The organism is Candidatus Accumulibacter sp. ACC007, assembly GCF_907163205.1.
Lineage (GTDB): Bacteria > Pseudomonadota > Gammaproteobacteria > Burkholderiales > Rhodocyclaceae > Accumulibacter > Accumulibacter regalis.
Genome location: NZ_CAJQUD010000014.1, coordinates 21,218 through 37,268 on the forward strand (window position 1 = coordinate 21,218; position 16,051 = coordinate 37,268).

Below are 16,051 nucleotides of genomic sequence, written 5' to 3' on the forward strand. Positions count from 1 at the left end.
AATGCCCGGAGGGCGGTAAGCGAAGGCCGGGGCGTGAATCCTCGCACCACCTGCCGCGCCGATCAAAGAGCCATGTTGCCAGGCCGGACGATCCCCGTCGAACGAGTGCGAGCCTTTCGCGAGTCTGTCGGTTCAACGCTCGTTCTGTCAAGCCGGCAGCACGACGGGTTTGCAGCCACGCGGCTCGCAGATCCGTACAATCAGCCAGGAACGTCGCCCGACGTTCCAGCATTGGTAGGTTCCCCTCTTGTTTTCCCGCTTTCCAGTCCGAGGACCCGCAGTGAAGTCAGCCCCGCATGCGTCCCTGATCAGCCGGTTTGCCGAAGTCGTCGGCACCGATCACGTCCTCACCGCGGACGAGGCGATGTCCGCCCACCTCGCCGATTGGCGCGGGCGCTATCGTGGTGCCGCCATTTGTGTGGTCCGTCCGGCCAGCACGGCCGAGGTGTCAGCGGTGGTTCGCGCCTGTGCGCAGGCCGGGGTGGCAATGGTGCCGCAGGGCGGCAATACCAGCCTCTGCGGCGCGGCGACGCCGGCGCCGGAAGGCGACGCGGTACTGATCAGCCTGAGTCGTCTCCGGCGGGTGCGGGCGATCGATCCGGCGAACAACACGATGACCGTCGAGGCCGGCTGCGTGCTGCAGACGCTGCAGGAAGCCGCGGCGCAGGCGGGGCGCCTGTTTCCGCTTTCGCTGGCGGCTGAAGGCAGCTGTCAGATCGGCGGCAACCTGTCGACCAACGCCGGCGGGGTGCAGGTCCTGCGCTACGGCAACACGCGCGAGCTGACCCTGGGGCTGGAGGTGGTGCTACCCAGCGGCGAGATCTGGGATGGGCTGCGCGGCCTGCGCAAGGACAACACCGGCTACGATCTGAAGCAGTTGTTCATCGGCGCCGAAGGAACCCTGGGGATCATCAGTGCAGCGGTTGTGAAACTCTTTCCCTTGCCGCGGGCGATGGCCACGGCCTGGTTGGCGATTGCCTCGCCGGCGCAGGCGGTTCGTCTGCTCGGCGACCTGCAGGCCCGTTTCGGGGCCCTGCTGACCGCTTGCGAACTGGTCTCCGACCTTGCCCTTGGCCTGGTGCGCAAGCATTTCCCGGGTTCGCAGGCGAGCTTTTCGGCAAGCCCCTGGTATCTGCTCGTCGAACTCTCCGGCGGCGACGACGATCAGTCGCGACGGCAGGCGCTCGAGGCCTTCCTTGGCGAAGCCCTGGAAAGCGGCACGATCAGCGACGCGGTCGTCGCCCAGAGCGGCGAGCAGGCGCGGCGCCTGTGGGCGCTGCGCGAGAACATTGGCGAGGCGCAGAAACTCGAAGGAGTGAGCATCAAGCACGACGTTTCGGTCCCGATTTCGCGCATCCCGGAGTTCGTCGAACGTGCCGGCCGCGAGCTTGCGCAAGCTTTCCCCGAGATCCGCATCGTTGCTTTCGGGCACATCGGTGACGGCAACCTGCACTACAACCAGTCGAAATCGCAGGCCGGCGAGAACGCCGTCTTCATCGCCGCGCAGCCGGCCGTCAACCGCATCGTTTATGAACTGGTGCATGAACTCGGCGGCAGCATCAGCGCCGAACACGGCATCGGGCAGCTGAAGCGCGACGAGCTTTTGCGCTACAAGAGCCCGCTGGAGATCGAGATGATGCGGGCGATCAAGCGCACGCTCGACCCGCAAGGATTGATGAATCCCGGCAAGGTGCTCTGAGCGAACGACCGCCAGCGGGCTGGGCTAGTGGAGCGTCGGCGGCGGCGGGGCGGGGGTGCTGGCGGTGGCCGCTGCGGGCGGCTGGCCGGCAAACAGCGCGTCGATCGCCTGCGCGTCGAAACGGTATTCGCGATTGCAGATGTCGTCCTTGATGAGCACCTCACCCTGCTCGCGAAGTGCCGCATAGACCTCTTCGCGGCCGAGCGAAAGGAGCATCGAACGCACCTTGTCCCAGTCCTCAGGGCAGTTGTGGGCGACTGGCCTGGCGGCAAAGAGGCGCACCGTTTCTTCGCCAAAAAGGCGCAGCAGAAGTTCGTCGGCGGCTAGCGAGAGCAGCTCGGCGGGCTTGACCGTTGCCGCCAGTGCCTCGATGCGCGTCCAGCCGTCGGCGTCGCGCTGCTCGGCGGTCGGCAGACGCTGCAGGAAGAGTCCGGCAGCGCCGTCCGGCGAAGCGGCCAGGAACAGGCGCGCGGGCAGCTGATCGGACTGCCCCAGGTAGTGCTCGAAAATCTCGGCGATGCTGTCGCCGGCGAGCGGCACGATGCTCTGGTAGGGCTCGCGCATCGACGCCATGTCAAGGGCCAGTTGCAGTTGCCCGTCACCGAGCAGCTCCGACGCCGCGTCGCCTTCGATGGCGGAGGTGCATTTGGCCATGCCACGGATCTGCAACTGCTCGTTGCAGTCGATGACCAGCAGCGAGAGCGCGCCGCTGCCGCGGAGCTGGATGGTGAGCCGACCCGGCTGTTTGAGGTTGCCGGCGAGCAACAGCGTCGTCGCGGTCATTTCACCGAGCAGTTGGGCGACCGGCGCCGCATAGCCGCGATTGTCGAGCATCTGCCGCCAGGCCGGGCCCAGGCGAACGACTGCCCCGGAGATGTCGAGGTCGTCGAGCAGGAAGCGGTGGAGGGTGTCGTTGCTCATTCGTTTTCCGTCAATTCCAGGAATTCCCTGGCATAGCGTTGCGCGTCGAAGCCGATCAGCAGGCGGTCACCGCAATCGATTACCGGCCGCTTGATCAGGCTCGGATACGCCGCCATCAGCAGCAGCGCCTGGTTTTCGTCGACAGTGCAGCGTTGCTCTTCGGCGAGTTTTCGCCATGTCGTTCCGCGCGTGTTGAGGAGCAGCTTCCAGTCGCTGCGCCGGCTCCACTCGGCGATCTGTTCTGCGCTGATGCCTTGCTGGCGGTAGTCGACGAAGTCGAAAGCGACGCCATGATCACTCAGCCAGGTGCAGGCCTTCTTCATCGTGTCGCAGTTCCGGATGCCGAAAATGCGCAGGTGGCGCGAAGGCGGGGACGGGTCGTCGGTCATCTGTTCGGGGCTGGACGGCCCGCAATGTCACGAGACGGCGAGCATCCGCTCGAGCGCGACTCTGGCCAGTTCGGCCTCGTGCGCGGGAACCTGGATCGGGTTGACCACCTTGCCGTCGGCGAGGTTCTCCAGGGTCCATGCCAGATGCTGCGGGTCGATGCGCTGCATGGTCGAGCACATGCACACCGTTGGCGCCATGAACTGGACGATCTTGCCCTCGTGTTTGACTTCTTCGGCCAGGCGATTGACGAGATTGAGTTCGGTGCCCACCAGCCAGCGGGTATTCGGGCTGGCTTCCTTGATCGTCCGCACGATGTGTTCGGTCGAGCCGACGAAGTCGGACTGCCGGCAGACCTCGAAGCTGCATTCGGGGTGCGAGATGACCAGTCCATCGGGATGCTGATTGCGGAAGCGCAGAATGTGCGCCGGCTGGAACATCTGGTGTACCGAGCAATGCCCTTTCCAGAGCAGCAGTTTCGCGCGCCGGATCTGCTCGGCGCTCAGGCCGCCCATTTCGAGGTCGGGGTCCCAGACCTCCATCTCGTCGAGCGCGATGCCCATCTTGTGGCCAGTCCACCGCCCGAGGTGCTGGTCGGGGAAGAAGAGGATCTTCTCCCGGCGCCCGAAGGCCCAGGCGGCAATCGTCCCGGCGTTCGACGAAGTGCACACGATGCCGCCTCGGGCGCCGCAAAAAGCCTTGAGGTCGGCGGCCGAGTTGATGTAGGTCACCGGCGTCACCTGTTGCTCGACGTCGAGGACTTCGCCGAGTTCGCGCCAGCAGCGTTCGACCTTGGCAAGGTTGGCCATGTCGGCCATCGAGCAGCCCGCGGCGAGGTCCGGCAGAATGGCCGTCTGCTCCGGTTTCGACATGATGTCGGCGACTTCGGCCATGAAATGCACGCCGCAAAAAACGATGTACTGCGCGTCGGTCTGCGACGCCAGACGGGCGAGTTTCAGCGAGTCGCCGGTGAGGTCGGCGTATTGATAGACGTCGGCGCGCTGATAGTGGTGACAGAGGAGCACAGCCTTGGTACCCAGCCGTTCGCGGGCAGCGCGAATGCGCCGGTGACAGGCGTCGTCCTGCAACTGGTTGAATTTGTCGAAGCTGATGGTGGCAGTTGGCATGTTCGCTTACTCGGGGCAATCGCACAGAACCCAGACCGGGTTCGCGGCAGAAAAGTTCAGCTGCGCCACGGCAGGCCGGCCTGGCGCCAGCCACCGATCCAGCCGCGCTGGCCGTTGGCGTCCTTGTCGCCCTCGAAGCCCTCGAGCACGTTGTAGCAATCGGCCTGCATTTCCTGGCTGGCCAGTGCCGCGGCATTGTGCGAACGCGCACCGCTGCGGCAGATGAACATCAGCAGCGCTTCGCGATCGACCTGCTGCTTGAGTTGCGCCAGGAAGTGGCTGTTCGGCCTGTTGTCCGGGTAGCTCAACCACTCGATCTCGATGGCCTCGGGGATGCGCCCGACCCAATCCCACTCGGCGCGCGTGCGCACATCGACCAGCTTGGCTCCCGGCGCCAGTTGCCACACCTCGTGGGCTTCCCGCGGCGTCAGGGCACCTGCGTAGGGGAGACCCAGCTCTCGTCCGCGTTCTCGGGCCAGCTGAAGCAGATCGGTCAATCTTCCCATGGGGCCTGCCAAGTGTAGTTGCACGAGGGGCGCAGTATAAACCGAGAAACGGCCTGTGACTGCTCGCTTGCGCGCGCGCTGGCAGCGGCGCGGGCGCGTGCGAGTCGGTCGTCATGCACCATAAGGGTGCGTTGCTCGCAGCGGGGGCACCGTCGCGGTGCAGAAAAAAGCCCAAGAACGCTCAATTGGCTTGTGGCACAATAAAAACCTGCAGGGCATGGGTTGGCACGTTTTCTGCTTTCCTTTCCCTCGTACCTATTTTCTACTGCCGCCGGTTGAGCCGGCACCTGTTCAGGAGACTCTGCAATGGCAAGCCCGCAAGACGTGATCAACATGGTCAAGGAAAACGAGGCGAAGTTCGTCGACTTCCGCTTCACCGACACCCGTGGCAAGGAGCAGCACGTAACCGTGCCGGTCAGCGCTTTCGACGAAGACAAGTTCGAGAATGGCCACGCCTTCGACGGCTCGTCGATCGCCGGCTGGAAGGGAATTCAGGCTTCGGACATGCAGCTGATGCCTGATCCGAGCACTGCCTATATCGACCCCTTCTTCGACGAAACGACTCTGGTGATGACCTGCGACGTCGTTGATCCGGCCGACGGCCGCGGCTACGACCGCGACCCGCGCTCGATTGCCAAGCGCGCCGAAGCTTATCTGAAGTCGTCCGGCATCGGCGACACGGCCTATTTCGGTCCCGAGCCCGAGTTCTTCATCTTCGACTCGGTGGCCTGGAGTGTCGACATGTCGGGCTGCTCGCTGAAGCTCTATTCGCAGGAGGCCGCCTGGTCGAATGGCGAAAAAGCCGAAGGTGGCGGTGGCTCCGGCCATCGTCCGGGCGTCAAGGGCGGCTATTTCCCCGTGCCGCCGGTCGATAGCCTGCACGATATCCGGTCGGCAATGGTGCTGACGCTCGAGTCGATCGGCGTGCCGGTCGAAGTCCATCACCACGAAGTCGCCACGGCCGGTCAGTGCGAGATTGGCACCGTGTTCAACACGCTGGTCAAACGCGCCGACTGGACGCAGCAGTTGAAGTATGTGGTGCACAACGTTGCCCATCAGTACGGCAAGACTGCCACCTTCATGCCCAAGCCGATCGTTGGCGACAACGGTTCGGGGATGCACGTCCACCAGTCGATCTGGAAAGACGGCAAGAACCTGTTCGCCGGTAACGGCTACGCCGGGCTGTCGGAACTGGCGCTGTTCTACATCGGCGGGATCATCAAGCACGCCAAGGCGCTGAATGCGATTACCAATCCGGGCACCAACTCGTACAAGCGCCTCGTGCCGCACTACGAGGCTCCGGTCAAGCTGGCGTATTCGGCCAAGAACCGTTCGGCGTCGATCCGCGTGCCGCACGTCGCGTCGGACAAGGGGCGGCGCATCGAAACGCGCTTCCCGGATCCGATCGCCAATCCCTATCTGTGTTTCGCGGCACTGCTGATGGCCGGCCTCGATGGCATTCAGAACAAGATCCATCCGGGTGATCCGGCCGACAAGAACCTCTACGATCTGCCTCCGGAAGAGGATGCCAAGATCCCGACCGTTTGCGCCAGCCTGGAAGAGGCGCTGGGTGCGCTCGATGTGGGTCGCGAGTTCCTGACCCGCGGCGGTGTCTTTTCGGACGAGTGGGTCGACGCCTTCATCGAACTGAAGATGGACGAGGTCAACAAGGTGCGCATGACCACCCATCCGGTCGAGTTCGACCTGTATTACAGCTGCTGATCAGGCGGCGCAGGGAAGAGGACGGGCTTGCCCGTCCTTTTTTTCGTCTGCCGATTGCCGTTGTTGTGCGTTTGTATTAGTTCGGGTCATCCAATACACTCGTATGTAATTCGCGGTTGAGCATGATGCGAGCCTGCAACCACCGGGTGGCGGGCTGCGACCAAGGAATGGGACGAAGATGAAAGCGCAGGAACTGTTTATCTCGAGCGCACTGCTTTCGTTGCTGGCATGGCCTGCTTACGCGCAGGATATCTACAAGTGCGACGTCGATGGGCGAATTACCTACTCGAATGTCCCGACCAGGAACTGCAGAAAGCTCATTCTCGACCCGGTCAACCTGTCGCCGGCTCCCAAGGCGGCGCGGACGCCAACGCCGACCAACTTCCCGAAGGTTGACGACCAGACGCAAAAGTCGCGCGATGGCGACCGCCGACGGATTCTCGAAACCGAACTCGCAGCCGAGCAGAAAAACGCCGAGCAGGCAAAGAAAGCGCTCGCCGAGCAGGAGGCCATAGTACTGCCCAACGAGCGCATGCAAGGCGGCGCGATCAGTGGCGGCAAGGTCGAGGAACGCCTGCAGCCGTACAAGGACAAGGTGGCACTGCACGATCGCAATGTCGAGGCGATCAGCAAAGAGATTGCCAATCTACGCTGAGCGCGCGGGCGGGATGTCTTCGGCGCCCATCACCAGCCATGTCTGAATCCTCCCCCCACCCCTTCGGCGGGCTCGACCTGCTCTCTTCGGCGGTCATTCTGCTCGACGAGAATCTGGCCATCCGGCACATGAATCCTGCCGCCGAGAGTCTGCTGGCGATGAGCAGCAGAGTCTTTGTTGGCTGCCCGCTGGACAGCGTCATCGAGTGTCCCCCCCGCTTCCTGGCGGCGCTCGACAGCGCGCTGAAGCATGGCTGGGACTACACCGGGCAGAACATCGACCTGCGCCTTACCGCTGGCGAGTTGCTGCGCCTGAACTGCGCGGTGAATCCGGTCGATACGCCGGAAGCCCGTCTGCTGCTCGAGTTGTGGCCGATAGATCAGCAGCTCAGGGCAACCCGGGAAGAGCGGCTGGTCGAGCAGCAGCAGGCAAATCGCGAGCTGATCAGAAACCTGGTGCACGAAATCAAGAACCCCCTGGGCGGCATCCGTGGTGCGGCGCAGTTGCTCGAGCACGAACTCAACAACCCCGGTTTGCGCGAGTACACGCAGGTGATCATCAAGGAGGCAGACCGCCTGCAGGATCTGATGCGGCGCCTGCTCTCGCCGCACCGCCCGATGCAGCCCGGACCGGTGAATATTCACGAGATTCTCGAGCGCGTGCGCAGTTTGCTGACCGCCGAGTTTCCGACCTTGCTCACCGTGCAACGCGATTACGATACCAGCCTGCCGGAGTTGATCGGCGACCGCGAGCAGTTGATTCAGGTCTTCCTCAACCTCGCCAGGAACGCAGCACAGGCGATTCAGCGTCAGCCCGATGACGGGGCGCGCGGCTCGGGCCAGATCACCTTGCGCACCCGTGTCGCCCGCCAGACGACCTTGTTCAAGCGCCGCTATCGCCTGGCGCTCGAAGTGCAAGTGATCGACGATGGCCCGGGCATCGCCGAAGATATTCGCGAGCGCATGTTCTATCCGCTGGTTTCCGGTCGCGAGGGCGGCAGCGGCCTGGGTCTGACGCTGGCCCAGAGCTTCGTCCAGCAACACCAGGGAACGATCGATTGCGAAAGCCGGCCGGGCGGCACTTGTTTTACGATTCGCTTGCCGCTTGGCTGAAGGCTGGCAGGTTTCTTGCTTTTATCGTCGGTAACACTGGCCACACACCCTGAGGAATCGATGAAAGCAGTCTGGATCGTTGACGACGACAAATCAATTCGCTGGGTACTCGAAAAGACCCTGTCCCGCGAGAAGATACCCCTGCGCAGCTTTTCCTCGGCCAGCGAAGCCCTGTCCGAACTCGACGCTGGCGCCGAGCCGCCACAGGTGCTGGTCTCCGATATCCGCATGCCGGGGCAGTCCGGGCTCGAGTTGCTGCAATTGTTCAAGGAACGCTTTCCGGCATTGCCGGTGATCATCATGACCGCCTACTCCGACCTGGAGAGCGCCGTGTCGGCGTTTCAGGGCGGCGCTTTCGAGTATCTGCCAAAGCCCTTCGATGTCGATCAGGCGCTGGAACTGATACGGCGCGCGATCGGCGAAAGCATGCACCAGACTGGTGCGCCGAATGAGGTCGGCCTGGTGCCCGAGATTCTCGGCCAGGCGCCGGCGATGCAGGAAGTCTTTCGCGCCATTGGCCGGCTCAGTCAATCGAGCGCCACGGTTCTGATCACCGGCGAGTCGGGTTCCGGCAAGGAACTGGTGGCGCGCGCCGTGCATCGCCACAGTCCGCGCGCCGAGCAACCGTTCATCGCCATCAACACCGCCGCCATTCCCCGCGATCTGCTCGAGTCCGAGCTCTTCGGCCATGAACGCGGTGCCTTCACCGGTGCGGCGGCGCAGCGGCAAGGGCGTTTTGAACAGGCCGAGGGGGGGACGCTGTTCCTCGACGAAATCGGAGATATGCCATCGGAGTTGCAGACGCGGCTGCTGCGGGTGCTTTCCGATGGTCATTACTATCGGGTTGGCGGTCATTCCCCACTGAAAACAAAGGTCCGGATCATTGCCGCGACGCACCAGGATCTCGAGGAGCGAGTTCGCCAGGGGCTCTTTCGCGAGGATCTTTTTCATCGCTTGAACGTCATCCGCGTACGTCTGCCCTGTCTGCGCGAACGGCGTGAGGATATTCCGATTCTGGCCCGCCACTTCCTGCAGAAAAGCGCCAACGAACTCGGCGTCGAGGGCAAGCGTTTTTCCGAAGCGTCCCTGAAGCACCTCTGCGCGCTCGATTTTTCGGGCAACGTCCGGCAACTCGAGAATCTCTGTCACTGGCTGACGGTCATGGCTCCGGGGCAACTCGTCGAACTCGCCGATCTGCCGCCGGAGCTTCGTGAGGCGACGCCGGCGCTGGCGGCAAGCGATTGGCAGAGCGCACTGGCCACGGAAGTCGAGCGAATGCTGGTCAGTGACGCCGGGCAGGTGCACGAGAAGCTGACGCAGGCTTTCGAGCGGGTGTTGATCAACCGCGCGCTGGCGCACACCGGTGGACGCAGAATCGAGGCCGCGCAGACCCTCGGCATCGGTCGCAATACCATTACCCGCAAGATTCAGGAACTCGGACTCGATGCTGGCAGCGCCAGTGGCGGGGAAGATCGCGAGGCCTGCGTGCCGCGATAATCGGCGATAATGGCGCCTTGTTCCTGATGACGAAGCCATGAACGAGTCCGCTCCCGGGTCGCCTGCCGCGTCGGCGACCGATCTTGCCACCGCTGCTGCCAGCGACATGGCCACCAATGCCGGGACCACCTGCCGGATCGATCCGCGCCAGGTGCATTCCCTGCTCGGCGCGCTAAGCCCGCGTTTCACGGTCACGGCGCTCGCCGAGTGCGTTTCGACGAGTACCGTGCTCCTCGAACGCGCTGCTCAGGGCGCCCCGTCCGGCTCCGTTCTGGTGGCCGACCGACAGACAGCCGGGCGCGGCCGACGCGGACGAAGCTGGTTGTCGACGCCCGAAGCCAGCCTGACCTTCTCCCTGCTCTGGTGCTTCGAGGGCAGTGTGGCGCGGCTCGCCGGCCTGTCCCTGGCCGTTGGTCTGGCGGTGGCGCGCGGTCTGGCGAACAGCGGCGTCGGCGGCGTCGGATTGAAATGGCCGAACGACATTCTTCTCGAGGGCGGCAAGGTCGGCGGAATTCTGGTGGACCTCGATACGGCAGCAACCAGCACGCGGGCGGTGATCGGCATCGGTCTGAATCTGCAGTTACCTCCTGACGGCAACGAAGCGTTTCTCCAGCGGCCGGCAGCGCTGGCGCAGGTGATGGCGCCTGTTCCCGATCGTCAGCAGTTGCTGGCGCAGTTGCTGACCGACCTGGCAGGGATCATGGACCGTTTTGAGGACGGCGGTTTCGCGGTCCTGCGCAACGACTGGCAGGCGTATCACGTCTGGCAGGGTCGCCAGGTGCGCCTGCTCGACGGCGTGCTGGTCGATCGGCAGGGGCTGTGCATGGGGGCGGATAGCGACGGCGCATTGCTGTTGCAGACGGAAGCCGGCATCGAACGTTGTCTGTCCGGCGACGTGTCGCTGCGCGCCGCATGATCGTCGCCATCGATGCCGGCAACAGCCGCATCAAATGGGGGGTTCACGATGGCAGTGCCTGGGTTGACAGCGGCGCGCTGGCGACCGCTGACGTCGGCAGATTGGCCGAAGTCGCCGGCCAGTGGCCGGCGCATGCCCGCGGCGTCGTCTGCAATGTCGCCGGACCGACAGTCGCCGAGAGCATTTCGCGCTTGTTTGCCGGCCGCCACGCCGACCTGGCTTTTCTGCACGCAAGTGCTGCGGCCTGTGGCGTGCGCAGCCGCTATGAGAGTGCGCACCAACTTGGTGCCGACCGCTGGGCGGCGCTGATCGGCGCGCGTGCCGTTCTCGACAGTGCCTGCCTGGTGGTCTGCGCCGGAACGGCGACCACCGTGGATCGGCTCGATGTCGGCGGGATCTTTGCGGGCGGGCTGATCCTGCCCGGGTTCGACCTGATGTGTACGGCGCTGGCGCGTAACACGGCGCAACTGCCGCTGGCCGATGGCGTCTTCCGCGCGCTGCCGTGCAACACCATGGACGCCATTGTCAGCGGCTGCCTGCAAGCGCAGTTGGGCGCGGTCGAACGTATGTTCCAGGAGATCGCCGACGAACCCGCGGCACGCTGTCTGCTGACCGGCGGCGCCGCCCGGCGCCTGGCGGCGCACTTGAAGATCCCCTTCCAGTTGATGGACAATCTGATTCTCGACGGGCTGCGGCGCTTTGCCGCTTCGCCGGGGCGCTGAGCAGCGCTGCCTGCGCGATCTGTTGACCGACCCTCTGCCGCTGCCGCCCGCCCTCTGGCCGCGCCGGATCATCAACGCTTGATTTCAGGAGACCGCAATGGCCCTCATGGACTTCATCAAGAAGCAGTTCATCGATGTCATCCACTGGACGGAAGAGGGTGACGGACTCCTCGCCGCGCGTTATCCGATGCAGGACATGGAGATTCAATACGGGGCGCAGCTGACGGTGCGCGATTCGCAGGTCGCGGTCTTCGTCAATGAAGGCAAGATTGCCGACGTTTTTGCTCCCGGTTTGTACACGCTGACGACGCGCACGCTGCCGGTGCTTACCTATCTGAAAAACTGGGACAAGCTTTTCGAGTCGCCTTTCAAGTCCGACGTCTATTTCTTTTCGACCCGTCTGCAGCTCGATCGCAAATGGGGAACGTCGAATCCGATCACCCTCCGTGACCAGGACTTCGGCATGGTGCGGATGCGTGCTTTCGGCATCTACTCGTACCAGTTGAGCGATGCGAAGAAGTTCTACAGCGAGATTTCCGGAACGCGCGCCGAATACACGGTAGAGGATCTTGACGGCCAGTTGCGCAATCTGGTGATCAGTTCGATGACCGACCTGTTCGCTGAATCGGGCGTGCCTTTCATCGATATGGCCGCCAACCAGGACGAGTTGAGTCGGGCGCTGAAGGCCAGGCTGGACACGACCTTCGCTCGCTACGGGCTGCTCCTCGATCGCCTGGTGGTGCAGAACGTGTCACTGCCCGAGGAACTGCAGAAGGTTCTCGATACGCGTATCGGCATGAACATGATCGGCGACCTCGGACGTTACACGCAGTACCAGGTGGCGAGCAGCATTCCGCTGGCCGCACAGAACGAAGGCGGCATCGCCGGCATCGGCGCCGGTCTCGGTGCCGGGCTCGGCATCGGCCAGACGATGACTGCGGCGATGGGGTCGGCGATGCCGGCCGCGATGGTGCCAGCCGCAGGCGCCTCGCCGCCCGCCGCGGATGAGGTCGTGGCGACGCTGGAGAAGCTGCATGCGCTGGTCGGCAAGGGCGTCCTTTCGCAGGCTGAATTCGACGCCAAGAAGGCAGAGCTGCTCGGCAAGCTCGTCTGAAGCGCAAGCGGCCGCAGATCGGCGTGGCGGGCGTCCCGGGTCGCGTGTCTGTCAGCGCGTGGCTGGGGCCAGTCCGGACCAGATTTCGTTGAGGTCGGGGAAGTTCCATTTGGCCGGGTCTTCGCGGCTGATGATCTTCTGCCGGCAGCCGGCGCGCGCGAGGTCGAGTACTTCCGGGAGAATCCGGGCCTTGCTTCCGGTCGAGAAAAAGACCTTGACCTGGGGGCTGAGGAGCGACTTCGTGTTCTGCTCGATGACCACGCCGAGGCGGCCACAATTGAGCAGCACCAGCGAGCCGATGGGATAGATGCCGATGCTCTTGACGAAGGCCTGAAAGACGGCCGGATCGAAATGGCCCTTGCTCCACTCGGCCATCTTGCGCAAGGACTCGGCGGGATCCCAGCCGGCCTTGTAGGGGCGGTTCGAGGTGATCGCGTCATAGACATCGCAGACCGCCGCCATCTTGGCGAAGATGCTGATCGCCGTGCCTGCCAGGCGCCTGGGGTAGCCCGAGCCGTCGTCCTTTTCGTGGTGGTGGAGGACAACATCCAGCGCGACCGGGTCGACATCGCTGCTCGGGAGCAGCATCGCGTGCCCGTTCTCCGGATGCTCCTTGACGATCGCAAACTCGGCATCGGTGAGCTTGCCGGGCTTGTTGAGGATTTCGAGCGGTATCGCCGCCTTGCCGAGGTCGTGCAGCAGGCCGGCAATGCCGGCAGAACGCACCTCTTCGTCGCCGAGTCCGAGTTGCCGGGCAAGGGCGACCATCAGCGCGCAGACGGCAACCGAGTGCATGTAGGTGTAATCGTCCGCGGTCTTCAGGCGCGCCAGGCTGATCAACGCGCCCGCGCTGCGGCTCACCGAGTCCGATATCTCTTCGACCAGGCGCTGCGCGCCGCCGGTGTTGACCGCATTGCCCATGCGCGCCTCTTCGAACATCGAGGTCACCGCCTGCCGGGATTTGGCGACGATTCTGGCCGCGCGTGCGAACTCTGCGGCACTCGAAACGCGTGCCGTGTCGCGCACGGCGCGCGCAGTCGCCACTTCTTCGACCTCGACACGGGCTTCCGCCTCGGCGACCGAAACGACCGCCTCGCCTGGCGGCAGATCAAGGCCTTTGGCGCAATCGATCCACACTTCCCTGACGCTACTGGCGCGGATGGTATCGATGTCTTTCGCGTCGGTAATGACAAACGACGAGCGCCAGAAGGGATGTTCCAGCCAGGAGCCGCAGAATTCCTTGAGGTACATGCCGACAGCAAGCTGCTGGACGCCGATTCGCTTGAGCATGGCGGGGTCTCGGTGGCAGCTCCACACCGGAGCCGACGACAGTCTACACTGTCTGCGGCCGCAAGAAAGCGGCCTCGAGAGCCGCTCTCTTGACTCGTGAGCCGTGCTTCTAGAGGCCGGCTTCTGCGCGCAGGGCCGCCGCCTTGTCGGTGGCTTCCCAGGTGAATTCCGGCTCCTCGCGACCGAAGTGGCCGTAGGCCGCGGTCGTGCGATAGATCGGCCGCAGCAGGTTGAGCGCCTGGATGATGCCCTTCGGGCGCAGGTCGAAGTGTTCGCCGATCAGTGCGACGATGACTTCGTCGCTGACCTTGCCGGTGCCGAAGGTATTGACCATCAGCGATACCGGGCGGGCAACGCCGATGGCGTACGCCACCTGGACTTCACAGCGTTCGGCGAGGCCGGCCGCGACGACGTTCTTGGCGACGTGGCGCGCGGCGTAGGCAGCCGAGCGATCGACCTTGGACGGGTCCTTGCCCGAGAAAGCGCCGCCGCCATGTCTGGCCGCGCCACCGTAGGTATCGACGATGATCTTGCGCCCGGTCAGTCCGCAGTCCCCGTGCGGGCCGCCAACGACGAAGCGGCCGGTCGGATTGACCAGATAGCGGGTTGCGCTGTTGAGCAGTTCCGGCGGGATGACCGGCTTGATGATTTCTTCGATCACCGCTTCCGAAATCTGCGCGTGCGAGACGTCCGGGTCGTGTTGCGTCGAGACGACGATGGTGTCGATCGAGACGGGTTTTCCGTCCACATAGCGGACGGTGAGCTGGCTCTTGGCGTCCGGGCGCAGCCACGGCAGGCGGCCGTCGTGGCGAACTTCACCCTGGCGTTGCATGAGCCGGTGCGCATAATGGATCGGCAGCGGCATCAGCGACGGTGTCTCGTTGCAGGCGTAGCCGAACATCAGCCCCTGGTCGCCTGCGCCCTGGTCGAGGTCGATGCCCTGGCCTTCGTTGACGCCCTGCGCGATGTCCGGTGACTGGCGGTTGATGGCCGTCAGGATGGCGCAGCTCTTGTAGTCGAAGCCGATGTCGGAATTGTCGTAGCCGATGCGACGAACGGTATCCTGCGCGATTTCGCGGTAGTTGATGTGTGCCTTGGTGGTGATTTCGCCGGAGATGACGACCAGTCCGGTCGACACCAGGGTTTCACAGGCGACCCGTGCGGGCGGGTCTTCGGCCAGAATGGCGTCGAGGATGGCGTCGGAAATCTGGTCGGCGACCTTGTCCGGATGGCCTTCGGAAACCGATTCCGAAGTAAAGAGGTGCTCTGTGCTCATGTTTCTGTCTGCTCCAATGAAAAACCCCGAAACGGCGGCGTTGCCGGCTCCGGGGTTCGAGCAGACGACGCTTTAGCAGTATTTTTTTGGCCGCTGTTACGGCTTCCCCGCCCTGCAAGTTGTCCTGATTAACTCGGCGGAGGGATAATTATAGTTTTTCTCTGCCGGGCGGGTCAAACGTCGGCAGCGACCGGATGGTTACGTGATTACACTTTTTCGCCTCCTCAGCCGCCTGCCGCTCGCCTGGCTGCATGCTCTGGGCTCTGTTCTCGGCTGGCTGACCTGGCTGCTGTCGCCAAGGTATCGCCGTCACCTGCGCGAGAACATGCTGCTTGCACTGGGCGACGTCGAAGCGGGACGTATCCGCTCGGCAGCCATCGCTGAAGCCGGCAAGGGGATGCTCGAACTGCCAAGCATCTGGTTGCGGCCGCTCGCCGAGACCGCCAGCCGTGTCGTCGAGGTCTCTGGCTGGGAACTGGTCGAAGCGGCTTCGCGGCGGGGCAAGGGGATACTCTACCTGACGCCGCATCTGGGATGTTTCGAGGTCACCGCACAGTACCTGTCTACCCATGCGCCGATTACCGTTCTCTATCGGCCGCCCAAGCAGCCCTGGTTGCAAACGATGATCGAAGCCGGGCGCGCGCGCGCGCAATTGCACCTGGCGGCGGCCGATCTTTCCGGCGTTCGCGGCCTGCTCAAGGCGTTGAAGCGCGGTGAAGCGGTGGGCATGCTGCCGGACCAGGCGCCGCGGGCGGGCGAAGGGCGCTGGCTGGACTTTTTCGGCAGACCCGCCTATACGATGACCCTCGCTGCACGGCTGGTCGAGACCGGGGCGAGTGTGATCATGGTCTGGGCCGAGCGCCTACCCGCTGGGAAAGGCTACCATTTTCATCTGCAGGCGCCGACCGAGCCGATCTGCGGCAGCCTCGAAGAGCGCGCGCAGCGGATCAACCAGCAGATCGAAGTGCTGGTTCGCCAGTGCCCCCAGCAGTACCTCTGGGGCTACAACCGCTACAAGCGGCGGCGGAGCAGCGAGGCTTTGCCTTCGTCGGCAGAAGCTGCGGAGCAGAGCGCCCAGTCGGAGGCGCAGCGGTGATTGCTTCTGGC

At 64.1% G+C, this 16,051-nt stretch carries 15 protein-coding genes; 9 read left to right on the forward strand and 6 right to left on the reverse strand.

Annotated elements, in window-relative coordinates; genetic code table 11:
- Positions 1-364: 364 nt before the first annotated feature.
- A complete protein-coding gene (locus tag QZ634_RS21320) occupies positions 365-1,699 on the forward strand; it encodes an FAD-binding oxidoreductase (RefSeq protein ID WP_291991485.1) in 1,335 nt (444 codons plus the stop codon).
- Positions 1,700-1,723: 24 nt separating this feature from the next.
- On the opposite strand, the gene QZ634_RS21325 is transcribed toward QZ634_RS21320, so the two are convergent.
- Genes QZ634_RS21325 through QZ634_RS21340 form a run of 4 tightly spaced genes read right to left on the reverse strand, consistent with a single transcriptional unit; the run spans position 1,724 to position 4,640 of the window.
- Positions 1,724-2,620, reverse strand: coding sequence for an Hsp33 family molecular chaperone HslO (locus tag QZ634_RS21325; protein WP_291991464.1), 897 nt, complete (start codon positions 2,618-2,620; stop codon positions 1,724-1,726).
- Positions 2,617-3,009 carry an arsenate reductase gene (locus QZ634_RS21330; RefSeq protein WP_291991465.1) on the reverse strand — a complete coding sequence of 131 codons (393 nt, stop codon included), beginning with the start codon at positions 3,007-3,009 and terminating at the stop codon, positions 2,617-2,619. Before QZ634_RS21330 ends, QZ634_RS21325 begins: the two co-directional genes overlap by 4 nt.
- A 27-nt stretch (positions 3,010-3,036) precedes the next feature.
- Positions 3,037-4,134, reverse strand: coding sequence for a quinolinate synthase NadA (nadA, locus tag QZ634_RS21335; RefSeq protein WP_291991466.1), 1,098 nt, complete (start codon positions 4,132-4,134; stop codon positions 3,037-3,039).
- Positions 4,135-4,190: 56 nt separating this feature from the next.
- The gene (locus QZ634_RS21340) at positions 4,191-4,640 is read right to left on the reverse strand and encodes a rhodanese-like domain-containing protein (protein WP_291991467.1); all 450 of its coding nucleotides are present in this window, start codon (positions 4,638-4,640) and stop codon (positions 4,191-4,193) included.
- A gap of 306 nt (positions 4,641-4,946) precedes the next feature.
- Here QZ634_RS21340 and glnA point away from each other — a divergent pair, with 306 nt between their 5' ends.
- The 7 genes from glnA (at position 4,947) to QZ634_RS21375 (ending at position 12,378) form a co-directional block, all read left to right on the forward strand.
- A complete protein-coding gene (gene glnA / locus QZ634_RS21345; protein ID WP_291991468.1) occupies positions 4,947-6,362 on the forward strand; it encodes a type I glutamate--ammonia ligase in 1,416 nt (471 codons plus the stop codon).
- 178 nt (positions 6,363-6,540) lie between these two features.
- The gene (locus tag QZ634_RS21350; RefSeq protein ID WP_291991469.1) at positions 6,541-7,017 is read left to right on the forward strand and encodes a DUF4124 domain-containing protein; all 477 of its coding nucleotides are present in this window, start codon (positions 6,541-6,543) and stop codon (positions 7,015-7,017) included.
- A gap of 38 nt (positions 7,018-7,055) precedes the next feature.
- Positions 7,056-8,129, forward strand: a complete 1,074-nt coding sequence (glnL, locus tag QZ634_RS21355) for a nitrogen regulation protein NR(II) (protein ID WP_291991470.1) — start codon at positions 7,056-7,058, stop codon at positions 8,127-8,129.
- A gap of 60 nt (positions 8,130-8,189) precedes the next feature.
- Positions 8,190-9,626 (forward strand): nitrogen regulation protein NR(I), encoded by a 1,437-nt coding sequence (gene ntrC, locus QZ634_RS21360; protein WP_291991471.1) that lies wholly within the window; start codon positions 8,190-8,192, stop codon positions 9,624-9,626.
- A gap of 37 nt (positions 9,627-9,663) precedes the next feature.
- Positions 9,664-10,542, forward strand: a complete 879-nt coding sequence (locus QZ634_RS21365; protein WP_291991472.1) for a biotin--[acetyl-CoA-carboxylase] ligase — start codon at positions 9,664-9,666, stop codon at positions 10,540-10,542.
- The gene (locus QZ634_RS21370) at positions 10,539-11,264 is read left to right on the forward strand and encodes a type III pantothenate kinase (protein ID WP_291991473.1); all 726 of its coding nucleotides are present in this window, start codon (positions 10,539-10,541) and stop codon (positions 11,262-11,264) included. The genes QZ634_RS21365 and QZ634_RS21370 overlap by 4 nt, the downstream gene beginning before the upstream one ends.
- A 97-nt stretch (positions 11,265-11,361) precedes the next feature.
- On the forward strand, positions 11,362-12,378 hold the full coding sequence (locus QZ634_RS21375; protein ID WP_291991474.1) for an SPFH domain-containing protein: 1,017 nt from the start codon (positions 11,362-11,364) through the stop codon (positions 12,376-12,378).
- A 51-nt stretch (positions 12,379-12,429) separates the two neighbouring features.
- Here QZ634_RS21375 and QZ634_RS21380 read toward each other — a convergent pair whose 3' ends face one another.
- Together QZ634_RS21380 and metK are read right to left on the reverse strand one after the other, a co-directional pair.
- On the reverse strand, positions 12,430-13,668 hold the full coding sequence (locus tag QZ634_RS21380) for an HD-GYP domain-containing protein (RefSeq protein ID WP_291991475.1): 1,239 nt from the start codon (positions 13,666-13,668) through the stop codon (positions 12,430-12,432).
- Positions 13,669-13,777: 109 nt separating this feature from the next.
- A complete protein-coding gene (gene metK, locus QZ634_RS21385) occupies positions 13,778-14,944 on the reverse strand; it encodes a methionine adenosyltransferase (RefSeq protein ID WP_291991476.1) in 1,167 nt (388 codons plus the stop codon).
- Between the two features lie 202 nt (positions 14,945-15,146).
- Here metK and QZ634_RS21390 point away from each other — a divergent pair, with 202 nt between their 5' ends.
- The gene (locus QZ634_RS21390) at positions 15,147-16,040 is read left to right on the forward strand and encodes a lysophospholipid acyltransferase family protein (protein WP_291991477.1); all 894 of its coding nucleotides are present in this window, start codon (positions 15,147-15,149) and stop codon (positions 16,038-16,040) included.
- The last annotated feature ends 11 nt before the right edge of the window (positions 16,041-16,051 follow it).